Genomic DNA, 11,657 nt, shown 5'->3' with positions numbered 1-11,657 from the left:
GCGACTGGGGTCACAAGGGCGATCGATCCCCCTCAAAACCGACCCCAATATGCCACAACGTCCTGCGCTACGACAAGCCTAAAAGTTCAAGTGATTCAACGGTTAGGAGCGTGATCGAGCGTGATGGAAATAGGTTGAGTGGGATGGTTATGGACCAGGATGATCGCCGTGGCCGATAGTTCGAGCGCCCGCTTGACCACTTCCCTGGGGTAGACGGGCGTGTGGTCGACCGTGCCCGTCTGCTGGACCTCGTCGGCGATGAGTGCGTTCTTCTTGTCGAGGAACAGGATACGGAACTGCTCGCGGGTCTCGAACGCCATCGCGGCGCGGCAATAGGCAAGGAGTTGCGTCCAGGACGAAAGCACCTCGCGGCCATGCACCTCGCCATGCGCCATGCGCTGCGCGGTCGCCGCGACAACCTTCAGGTCGAGCGCCACCGCCGGCCCTATGCCCTTGACCTCCTGCAGCAGGGCGATCGGCGCGCCGAGCACTTCGGCGAACGTGCCGAAGCGCGCCAGCAACGCTTTTGCGACAGGCTTGGTGTCGGCGCGCGGGATCAGCCGGAAAAGCAGAAGTTCCAGAAGCTCGTAGTCAGGCAGTGCGCCCGGACCCGCCGAGGCAAAGCGATCGCGCAGGCGATCGCGATGGCCGAGATAGTGTGGCTTTTCGACAGGAGCCAGCCTTGCATTCGCGACTGACGGGACTGGCACCTCGGAGAAGAAGCTCCGCTCATCGTCGTCGCCAGCGCTCTCCATCTGCCTCCCCACAACAGCCATTCACTCGGGCAGGGATGCCCGAGACGTCAAAATACTAAGCGGGCAGGCCGGGCCGGTCGAGCTTCCTGGGCGAGAGCGTGAAAATCTCGCAGCCGGTGTCGGTCACGCCGACCGTATGCTCATACTGAGCCGACAGAGAGCGGTCACGCGTCACCGCGGTCCAGCCGTCGGACAGGACTTTCACGTGCGGGCGGCCGAGATTGATCATCGGCTCGATGGTGAAGATCATACCGGGCCGCATCTCGACGCCTTCGCTGGCGTTGCCGTAGTGCAGGATGTTCGGAGCGTCGTGGAACAACTGGCCGACGCCATGGCCGCAGAAGTCGCGCACCACCGAGCAGCGTTCGGCTTCGGCATAGGTCTGGATGGCCGCTCCGATGGCGCCGGTGCGCGCGCCCGGGCGAACCGCCGCTATGCCGCGCATCAGGCATTCATGGGTCACCTCGAGCAGGCGTTCGGCCGCCCGCTTGATGGTGCCGACCGGATACATGCGCGAGGAATCGCCGTGCCAGCCGTCGAGGATGAAGGTGACGTCGATGTTGACGATATCGCCATCCTTCAGCGGCTTGTTGTCGGGAATGCCGTGACACACGACATGATTGATCGAGGTGCAGGACGACTTCGTGTAGCCGCGATAGTTGAGCGTCGCCGGCAGCGCGCCGTGATCCATGCCGAACTCGAAGACGAAGCGGTCGATCGTGTCGGTGGTGACGCCGGGACCGACCATCGGCACCAGTTCGTCCAGGCAGCGGGCCGTCAGCTCGCACGCCTTGCGCATGCCGGCAAACCCTTCCTCGCCATAAAGGCGGATCTGGCCGGTGTTTCTGAGGGGAGCCGTCGCGGCGTCTAGATAGGTTACCATTTTGTCCGTGTGGAAGGCAGGTTTGTCCGTGTGGAAGGCAGGGCGCTGCCCATGCATGAAAATCTCCACCAGATTTGGCACTTGGGGGCAAAAGGTTCAAGGAAGAACTGCCTGATGGAGCCGCTGCCGGCGCGATATTCGTCTCGCTGGCGCGATATTTTACCGGTTTTGCATGGGTTTGCTTCCCTTTCCGCCGACCATGCGTTACGGGCGGGTATGTCTTGGGGATCACTCCCGTTCCGCACGGCCAGGAGCGCTCGATCGCTTGATGCGCCGTTAACGGCAGCCTGCTCATGTCTGATGGGCCTGGTGCTGCTGGCAATGCTGTGCCTTGGCCGCCCTGATGTGCCGGCCTTCGCCGACTCCGCGCGTGGCGGCGCCAGCGTCGGCCTGGAGCGGTCCGGCGAAGTCGCTGCGCTGCTGCGCGTCACCAACAAGGCGCAAGCGCTGGAAGCGCGCGCCACCCGGCCTGTGATAGCCAAGTTTGCCGGCGGCCATCCGGCCCTGCCGGCTCCGCAAGCTGATTTCTTCTGGTTCGCTCCGACGTCCGCGGCAGTGTCCGCTGTCGGACACGCAATGGCCTCCGCACCTGCAGCGAGCGCCAATCAGCCACGTGCGCCGCCGTTCACCCAGGCCTGAGCGGTCCGGGACCGCAAGCTTCACCTTCATTCAATTTTGTCCGCGTCGCGATCCGTGCGGCGGCCCTCGGCCGCGCATGGACGGCGTGGCATTTCCGGATCATTTCAATGCAACGTATCAAGACCTTCAAAAGCCTGTCCCGTGCGGCGGCGGCAGCCTCCTTTCTGTCAGTCCAGTCGTTTATCTGTATCGGCACCGTCTACTGGGCGGTGGCCGAAACGCTCTATCTGTCGGGAACTGGAGCGCTTGTCCTTGGCGCCTTGTTCGCGCTGCCGACGGCCTATGTTTTGGTCCTGGTGGTGCGTATGGCCTTCGAGGCTGAGACGGACCCGGCCAACCAATAAATGTCCCTGCGGCAGATCACGGAAGTTCTGTCGGACCTCTGCCGACAGGCTTTCTTGATCCGCTGTGGCAAAAACACTGTTTCCGCAGTGCCGACACATTTGCGAGGCACTAACGACCCAAAGCAACTTTTGGCGACGAACGGCGTTGCTTGTGCGACGCCGGTTCGGGAGATGTCGGATGGACAGACTGCAATTCGAAGTGCCGGTGCGCATTGCACCAGGCCCAGGCCTGCCGGTGGAGGAGATTTACAGCGTCGAGCAGGCGCTGGATTTTCTCCAGGACCGGTCGGGGCACCGGCAGGGGCCGATGTACCAGAAGGCCTTCAACGCCTGCTTCGGCGCCACTGTGGACGTGGTCAAGACCGAGGATGCCTGCCGCGCGTTCACGGCGTTCTGCCGTGTTGCCGGGCTGATCGCCAACGATATGATGACGCCGCGCAAGCGTGGCGACGAGGCCCGGGCGCTGCACAACTGAGGATTGCATCACCTGCCCGGATGAACAGATCTTGCCGTTGCCCGCATAATGGCGCGCGCGGTGGCGCGTCCCTTTCGGCGTTAAGCTTCCGTTTCCACCTTCGCGGCTACGTCATTGCTCGTTGGGCAATGGTTGATTCGTTGCGTCAGGGTCAGGGTTTGGAAGATGTCCCCAGAAAAAGTCCGTGCGTTCCCGATCGACCGTCAGGTATTCTTGGTCAGGGAAGTTGCTGCCAAGCTCGGCAACTTGCATGGCGAGTCCGCCACTTCGTTCTGGAAGGCCAAAGCGGCGGAATTGCTCGATCTGGTAGTCGGGTCAGGTAAGGACAGAGCGTCAGCCAATGATGAAGTGCGCAGGTTTTTCCTGGCCGTACAGCAAGAGCTTTTGGCTGGATTCCTCGTCGAGCCCGCGCCGGTTCTTTCTGCTTGAAGCAAGTTTGCCATAGAAGTTTACGCCACTTACTCTAATAGTGCGTAATCGCATGATGGTTACTGGCGTTTCTGTGTTGGCGCCACAACATCATCCCTAAATTACATCACCTCAATTCTCGGGAGTGCTCTCTCGCGGCCGCAATCTGATAGGTTGCATTAGCGGGGGATGATTCGTGTCGGATGGCGCGAGTCGGGGGGGTGATGATGGCTCGTGTTTGGGAGAGAGCGGTCGGGTCTGGCGGTGGTTCAGCGCGGTTGAAGCTGAAACTTTTCGGCATTGCAGGGTTTGCGGCAATAGCATCCGTTGTTGTGGCGGCCGCGCTGCTCTTCGGCTCGACTGGTCCTGCGGGAGCGACCTGCACGGGGCCAAGTGGTGGCGTCGAAAACTGTGCTGGTCCTGGAACGCAATCGGATATCAGCTACAGCCCGCCCGTCACGACACTCAACGTCAACACGCTGACGATCGACCCCAGCCGGATATCGCTGACCGGCACGGGGGCGGCGCCGCAGCCGCCAGCGGATGGCGTCCAGCACTATACCTGCAGCAGCAGTGATCCAGCGCTCTGCACGATCACCCCAGCTACGCCTGCCAGTGACGGTCATCCTGCCACGGCCGAGAGCTGCGCAGGAACGGCTTGTGTCGCACCCCCGGCAAAGGCAGCCGGCGGACCGTCGGGCACTTCCGGCCCGACACTTGAGGTCAACTACAATCAGCCGACAGCCGACACCAATGTACCTGGTAGCGGCGCGGTGATCGCGACCGGCACCATTGGCGTGCTCGGAGCCTCGAATGGCAGTCGCGGCGGCGGTGGCAGCGACGGCTATGTCTTCTCCGATGGTGGCGATGGCCACAATGGTGCCGATGGTGGCGCTGTCACCGTCAATGTCAACGGCGCCGTCCAGACGGACAACAGTTGCTCGTCGACCTCGCCTTGCCCCAGCGCCGGCATCGTGGCGAGCAGCGTTGGCGGCGATGGTGGTAATGGCGGCAGCGCTTACGGCATTACAGGCAGCGCGGGTCATGGCGGACTGGGTGGTGTCGGTGGCAGCGCCACGGTCAATTTCACCGACGGCAGCGTCGAAACTCTTGGGGATTATTCCGCCGGGGTCGTCGCCATAAGCCAGGGCGGCCATGGCGGTAATGGCGGCGGCGGCGGCAGCCTCGTCTTTAACCCCGGCGGCGGCAACGCGGCTGGCAGTGGCGGCAACGCCAATGTCGTCACTGGTGCCGGCACGACGATCACCACTCAGGGCGTTTACTCGCACGGCATCGTCGCCCAATCAATTGGCGGCGGCGGCGGCGGGAGTTCCGGCGGTTTCGGCCTGTTCTCCTCCTCCGGCGGCAGTGGCGGCAACGGCGGCAATGGCGGCATCGTCACCGTCACCAACAACGGCAATGTCACGACTTGGGGCAACAATTCGCAAGGCATTCTCGCCCAGACGATCGGCGGTGGTGGTGGCGACGGCGGCTCGAACTTCGGCCTGTTCGCCTCGGGCGGCAGCGGCAGTCTCGGCGGCAATGGTGGCCCTGCCAATGTCGTGACGGTTGGCGTCACCAATTCCGGCGCGATCGTCACCCACGGCCAGCAATCGAACGGTATCCTGGCGCAGTCAATCGGTGGCGGCGGCGGCAATGGCGGCAATTCGGGCGGTCTCGTGTCGCTTGGCGGCAACGGCGCCTCGACCACCAATGGCGGCATCGTCGAGGTGACGAACACCGCAGCCGGCTCGATCAGCACCGACGGCAAGCAATCGTCCGGTATCTTCGCGCAGTCTATCGGCGGCGGCGGCGGCAATGGCGGCACCTCGGGCGGCATATTCTCCGCTGGCGGCAAGGGTGGCGCCGGCGGTAATGGTGCCCGGGTTACCGTGACCAATGCCGGCGATATCGAAACCGGGAAAAATGGTGCCGCTTCAGTCAATTCCGCTGGTATTTTCGCTCAATCCGTCGGTGGCGGCGGCGGCAATGGCGGTGGCGCATTCTCCGGCGGCCTCGGCTTCAGTGTCGCGCTGGGCGGCTCCGGCGGCAATGGCGGTACGTCCGGCGCGGTCGAAGTGCTGCGCGACGCCAACGATACCGCTTATTCGATCATCACTCATGGCGACCAGTCGGATGCGGTTTTTGCTCAATCGATCGGTGGTGGCGGCGGCAACGGCGGATTTTCAGTTTCCGCCGCGGCCGGCGCGCTTGCGCTCGCCATGGGCGGGGCCGCCGGCCAGGCAAGCGACGGTAACACCGTAACGGTAGAGACCGCCGGCTCGCTGACCACTTATGGTCAGGGGTCGCGAGGCATTTTCGCCCAGTCGATCGGCGGTACCGGCGGCAATGGCGGCGCGGCGATCGCCGTTGCGGTCAACGCAACTGGAACATTCGCGGCGGCAATCGGCATTGGCGGTAATGGTGGCAAGGGCGGTGCAGGCAAGCTCGTCACCGTGTCGAGCCTCAGCGATATCTCGACGGCCGGGGACAATGCCGGCGGTATCGTTGCCCAATCGGTCGGCGGCGGCGGCGGCAATGGCGGCTATTCGATCGGCGGTGCTATCGGCGGCGCGGTCGGTATTGCCGTCAATATCGGTGGCCAGGGTGCCGGCGGCGGTGCCGGTGGAGACGTCATTGTCGGCAGCTCAGGATCGATCCACACAAAGGGCGATAATTCAACCGGCATCCTTGCGCAGTCGGTTGGTGGCGGCGGCGGCAATGGCGGCTTCACCATCGGGGCGGCTCTTGGCGGCGGGGCGGCGAGCGTCGGCCTAGGCGGCTCGGGCGCCGACGGCAGCAATGCCGGCAACGTCACGGTCAATGCCGACGGCGCCGGCCATTCGGTCGCCACCAGCTACAACGGTATCTGGAACCTCGTCACCGAAGGCAAGAACGCGGTCGGCATCCAGGCCGAAAGCATTGGCGGCGGTGGCGGCAATGGCGGCTTCTCCGGAAACCTCGCGGCGGGCGGCGTTGTCGGCGTCGGTGTCAGTCTTGGCGGTACCGGCGGGGGCGGCGGCGACGCCGGAACGGCAACCGTCAACAACGGTAAGAAGGTCGCTGGCGTCGTCACCCAGAACAACATCCTGACGATAGATGACAATTCGACCGGTATCCTGGCGCAATCGATCGGCGGCGGCGGCGGCAATGGCGGCTTCGCCGTGACGCTCAGCGTCTCCGGTTCCTACGAAGGCGCCGGTGGCGCGGCAGCGGTTTCGGTGGGCGGCAGCGGCGCCACCGGTGGCGTCGGCAAGGATGTCTTCGTCACCAGTTATGGCAACATCGCCACCTACGGCAAACAGGCCGACGGCATCCTGGCGCAGTCGATCGGCGGCGGCGGCGGCAATGGCGGCTTCAGCGTGGCCGGAACGTTCACCACCGGGGCGCTCGGTGCTTCCGTGGCGGTTGGCGGCAGCGGCGGTTCTGGACAAAGTGCGGGCGAGGTGACGGTGACCTCGACCGGCAATATCCAGACCCATGGCGACCAGTCGATGGGCATCCTCGCGCAATCGGTGGGCGGCGGCGGCGGCAATGGCGGCTTTGCGGGCGCCGGCGCGATCACGCTGCAGGGCGTCAGTGCCGCGGTAGGGCTTGGCGGCAGTGGCGCCGGTGGCGGCAGCGCTGAAACCGTCCGCGTCACCTCGACGGGCGACATCACCACCTATGGCGACCAGTCGATCGGCATCCTGGCGCAATCCGTCGGCGGCGGCGGGGGCAATGGCGGGTCGACCGTTTCGCTCGCTCTGGCCAAAGACGCCGGCGTCGGCGTAGCACTTGGCGGCAATGGCGGCGCGGCCGGCAACGGCCTCGATGTCACCGTCATTTCGACGGGCAATATTTCGACTGGCGCCGGCTTCACCTCGGGCGGCACTCGCGGCACCGGCGCCGCAGGCATCCTGGCGCAATCGGTCGGCGGCGGCGGCGGCAATGGCGGATTCGCGGGCACGCTTGGCGGCGGCAGGTCGATCGCCGTCGGCGTCGCGTTCGGTGGCAGCGGTGCCGGCGGCGGCAGCGCCGACATCGTCAAGGTGACCAGCACCGGCAACATCTCGACCAATTTCGACAATTCTTCCGGCATCGTCGCCCAGTCGATCGGCGGCGGCGGCGGCAATGGCGGCTTCAGCGTTGCCGTCACCGGCGCTCTCGGTGATCCCGACGCCGCGACGGCGTCGGTTGCGATCGGCGGCAAGGGTGGCGTCGGCGGCATCGGCAAGGATGTCACCGTCACGAGCTCAGGCACGATCACCACGACAGGTAAATTCTCCAACGGCATCCTGGCACAGTCGATCGGCGGTGGCGGCGGCAATGGCGGCTTTGCCGTCTCCGGCTCGGCGACAACAGGTAACGCGGGTATCGGCGTTGGTGTCGGCGGCTCCGGTGCCGGCGGATCGACTGCCGGCAAGGTGATCGTCAACAGCTACAGCCTTGTCGACTCCAGCGGCAACCCCGTGCTGCAGGCGCCGCCTGCCAACACCGTGTCGATATGGACCCAAGGTGACAATTCTTCCGGCATCTTCGCGCAGTCTGTCGGCGGCGGCGGCGGCTCGGGCGGCTTTGCCGGCAGCCTTGGCGTCGGGCTCGGCGGTGGCGGCCTGGGTGTCAGCATCGGCGGCGGCGCAGGCTCCGGCTCGAATGCCGAGACGGTGACCGTAACCAGCTACAACAACATCCTGACCGCAGGAAAGGACTCCTTCGGCATCCTGGCGCAGTCCGTCGGCGGCGGCGGCGGCAATGGCGGCTTTGCGATCGCCTTGAGCGGCAGCCAGAACGGCATGGCGGGCAGCGTGGCTGTTGGCGGCAAGGGCTCGAGCGGCGGCAATGCCGAGGTCGTCACCGTTACCAGCACCGGCAACATAAAGACCACTGGCGATGGATCCCATGCGATCTTCGCGCAATCGGTGGGTGGCGGTGGCGGCAATGGCGGTTTCGCGGTTTCGGGGACCTTGTCGGAAGGAGCCAGCCTCGGCATCGGTATCGGCGGCAATGGCGACAATGGCGGCGACGCCAAGTCGGTCACGGTCACTTCGACCGGCGACCTCAGAACCGAAGGTTTGAAGGCCGATGGCATACTGGCGCAGTCGATTGGCGGCGGCGGCGGCAATGGCGGCTTCACCGGGGTGCTGTCGATCGCTTTGGATGGCGGCGCGGTCGGCGTCGGTGTCGGCGGCACCGGCAAGGGCGGCGGCGATGCCAACACCGTCACGGTCACCTCGACGGGCAACATCGTCACCCTCAAGAACGGCTCGAACGGCATTCTGGCGCAGTCGGTCGGCGGCGGTGGCGGCAATGGAGGAGCCGCCGTGACCGCAACCGGCGCCGGAAAGCAGGCAAGTGCCGCCGTGTCGGTTGGCGGCGGCGGTGGTGGTGGCGGCATCTCCCAACTGGTCACGGTCAACAATTTCGGCACGATAGACACGTCGGGCGATAAGGCCAACGGTATCCTGGCTCAGTCGATTGGTGGCGGCGGCGGCACTGGCGGCTTCGCGATCGCCGGCGATCTGCAGGTGGACGGCGCCGGCGGCGCCAGCGTTGCGGTCGGCGGTGGCGGCGGCACGGGCCAGGATGGCGGCGCGGTCGTCGTCAACAGCAATGTCGGCACCACGCTCACCAACAACATCGCGACCATTCATACCGTCGGTGGCGATTCCAACGGCATCTTCGCGCAGTCGGTCGGCGGCGGCGGTGGCGATGGCGGCTTCTCCGGCGCGATTACGGTAACCGGCCAGAACGCCAAGGCCTCGGTCGGTGTTTCCATCGGCGGTTCGGGCGCCGGTTCCGGCGACGGCAAGACCGTCAATGTTACGTCGGTCGACAACATATTGACCGAGGGCGCCGGCGCGAACGGCATCCTGGCGCAGTCTGTCGGCGGCGGCGGCGGCAATGGCGGCTTCGCCTTTGCCGCGACGATCAAGGGCTCGCTCGGCAAGAACCAGAGCAAGAACGGCGCGGTATCGGTCTCGCTGGGTGGCGGCGCCGGGTCCGGCGGCGACGCCGAGAAGGTCACCGTGGATTCCACCGGCATCATCCAGACCGGCGGCAACCAGGCTTTCGGCGTGCTGGCGCAGTCGATCGGCGGTGGCGGCGGCAATGGTGGCCTGAGCGTCGCGGCTGCTCTCAATCTCGGCGAGGCCGGTAATCAGATCACCGTCGCGGTCGGCGGCGAGGGCGGTGGCGGCGGCATGGGCGGCGAGGTCGAGTTGACGCGCCATGGCGCGACGATCACCACGGGTGACAAGTCCGTCGGCCTTTTCGCGCAGTCGGTCGGTGGCAGCGGCGGCAATGGCGGCATGGCTATATCAGGCGCGATCGCGGGTACCGACGCCAAGACGCTGTCGGCGAGCGTTGGCGGCTTCGGCGGCGCCGGGACCAACAGCGGCAAGGTGACGATCGACAACACCGGCGCGATTTCGACCTACGGCCTCGAATCTCACGCCATCCAGGCACAGTCGATCGGCGGCGGCGGCGGCAATGGCGGCATGGCGATCTCGGCTGCCGTCGGTTCGCTCGGCACCGGGTCCAACTTCAATGTCGGCGTCAGCGTCGGCGGCCTGGGCGGCGACGCCGGTTTCGCGGGCGATGTCTTCGTCACCAATCACGGCCTGCTGCAGACCGGCCTGCTTGCAGCCGGCCAGACGGTCACCAATGGCGACGGCGCCTATGGCATCTTTGCCCAGTCGATCGGCGGCGGCGGCGGTTCAGGCGGCAATGCCATCACCGGACTGCTTGGCCTCAACGGCAACAATGAGGGCACCCAGGTCAATGTCAGCGTCGCCGTCGGCGGCGCGGCCGGCAACGGCAACCACGGCGGCAACGTCACCATCCGGCAATATGGCGGCATCGAAACCAATGGCATGGGCGCCTTCGGCATCCTGGCGCAGTCGATCGGCGGCGGTGGCGGCACCGGCGGCCGCGCCAATTCGATCTCGCTTGAGCTCGGCGCGCGTTGCACGCTGGCAAAAGTCTGCGAGCCGGCCGGCGGCAAACCGAACTGGAACCTGCAGGCCACGGTCGGCGGCGGGGGCGGAACCGGCAATGACGGCCAGACCGTCGATGTCGGCAACTATGATTTCATCACCACCAATGGCGACAAGTCGTCGGGCATCGTGGCGCAGTCGATCGGCGGCGGCGGCGGTATCGGTGGCGATGCTTACATGGGCACCGGCGGCCTTTTCACCATACCCTATGTGCCGGTCGATCCGACGCTTCTCCTGAAGCCGCTCGGCACCGGCAGCCTGACGCGCTCCGGCGCGGTCGCCATCGGCGGCAACGGAGCCGGCGGCGGCAATGGCGGCACGGTCATCGTCACCAACGAAGGCGTGATCACCACAAATGGTACGAAGTCGGATGGCATCCACGCCCAGTCGATCGGCGGCGGCGGCGGCGATGGCGGCGATGGCCAGGCCGGCGCGCTCGGCACCGTCGGGATAGGCGGCCAGGGCAAGGCTGCTGGCAATGGCGGCTCGGTCACCGTGACCAACGGCAAGACCGATTTGAGCCAGGCCACCTTCACCACGATCGAGACCTTCGGCACGTCGCCGACACCGCCAGCGGACGGGGCACCGAGTGCCGATCCCGAACAGGGATATTCCGCGGGCATCTTCGCCCAGTCGGTCGGCGGCGGCGGCGGTACCGGTGGCGGTGCCGGCGGCCTGCTGTCGCTCGGCGGCTCCGGCAAGGCGGGCGGCACAGGCGGCCTCGTCACCGTCAACAACTACGGCGGTATCGTCACGCATGCCGATGATTCCGTTGGTATTTTCGCTCAGTCGATCGGCGGCGGCGGTGGTGCTGGCGGTACACTCGGCATCAGTGCGATCGCTGTCGGCGGCTCCGGTGGCGCAAGCGGTTCGGGCGGTGATGTCATAGTCACCAACAATGCCGTGGTCATAACGCACGGCATCGATTCCTATGCCATCCAGGCGCAGTCGGTCGGTGGCGGTGGTGGCTCCGGCGGCGGCAAGAATGGTGGGATTACAGGCTCGATCCCGGCGCTGGTCTCGATCGGCGGCAGTGGCGGCTCGTCCGGCATCGGTGGTGTCGTGACCGTTACCAACAACAATAGCCTGCACACATATGGGGCCGGCGCGGACGGCATCAACGCCCAATCGATCGGCGGTGGTGGCGGTTCCGGTGGACGCGCGATCGGCTTTATC

6 protein-coding genes and 1 pseudogene are annotated in these 11,657 nt (G+C 65.8%); 5 read left to right on the top strand and 2 right to left on the bottom strand.

Annotated elements, in window-relative coordinates; all coding sequences use genetic code 11:
- Positions 1–67 precede the first annotated feature (67 nt).
- Together radC and map are read right to left on the bottom strand one after the other, a co-directional pair.
- Positions 68–755: pseudogene (gene radC, locus J0I79_RS33470) on the bottom strand (DNA repair protein RadC).
- 55 nt (positions 756–810) lie between these two features.
- Complete coding sequence (gene map, locus J0I79_RS33465) at positions 811–1,638, bottom strand: type I methionyl aminopeptidase (protein ID WP_292869949.1); 828 nt, start codon at positions 1,636–1,638, stop codon at positions 811–813.
- Between the two features lie 51 nt (positions 1,639–1,689).
- On the opposite strand from map, the gene J0I79_RS33460 reads away from it, so the two are divergent.
- From J0I79_RS33460 to J0I79_RS33440, 5 genes are all read left to right on the top strand, one after another.
- Entirely contained in the window at positions 1,690–2,277 is a 588-nt protein-coding gene (locus tag J0I79_RS33460; protein ID WP_292869946.1) for a hypothetical protein, read from the top strand.
- 107 nt (positions 2,278–2,384) lie between these two features.
- A complete protein-coding gene (locus tag J0I79_RS33455; protein ID WP_292869944.1) occupies positions 2,385–2,621 on the top strand; it encodes a hypothetical protein in 237 nt (78 codons plus the stop codon).
- Positions 2,622–2,799: 178 nt separating this feature from the next.
- Positions 2,800–3,096, top strand: coding sequence for a DUF982 domain-containing protein (locus J0I79_RS33450; RefSeq protein WP_292869942.1), 297 nt, complete (start codon positions 2,800–2,802; stop codon positions 3,094–3,096).
- A 165-nt stretch (positions 3,097–3,261) separates the two neighbouring features.
- A complete protein-coding gene (locus J0I79_RS33445; RefSeq protein ID WP_292869940.1) occupies positions 3,262–3,525 on the top strand; it encodes a DUF6074 family protein in 264 nt (87 codons plus the stop codon).
- A gap of 257 nt (positions 3,526–3,782) precedes the next feature.
- A partial coding sequence (locus J0I79_RS33440; protein ID WP_292869938.1) for a hypothetical protein occupies positions 3,783–11,657 on the top strand: 7,875 nt, incomplete at its 3' end.

The organism is Mesorhizobium sp., from assembly GCF_017306585.1.
Taxonomy (GTDB): domain Bacteria; phylum Pseudomonadota; class Alphaproteobacteria; order Rhizobiales; family Rhizobiaceae; genus Mesorhizobium.
The sequence above is the reverse complement of the archived record's forward strand: the minus strand, read 5'-3'. Positions and strand labels throughout refer to the sequence as shown.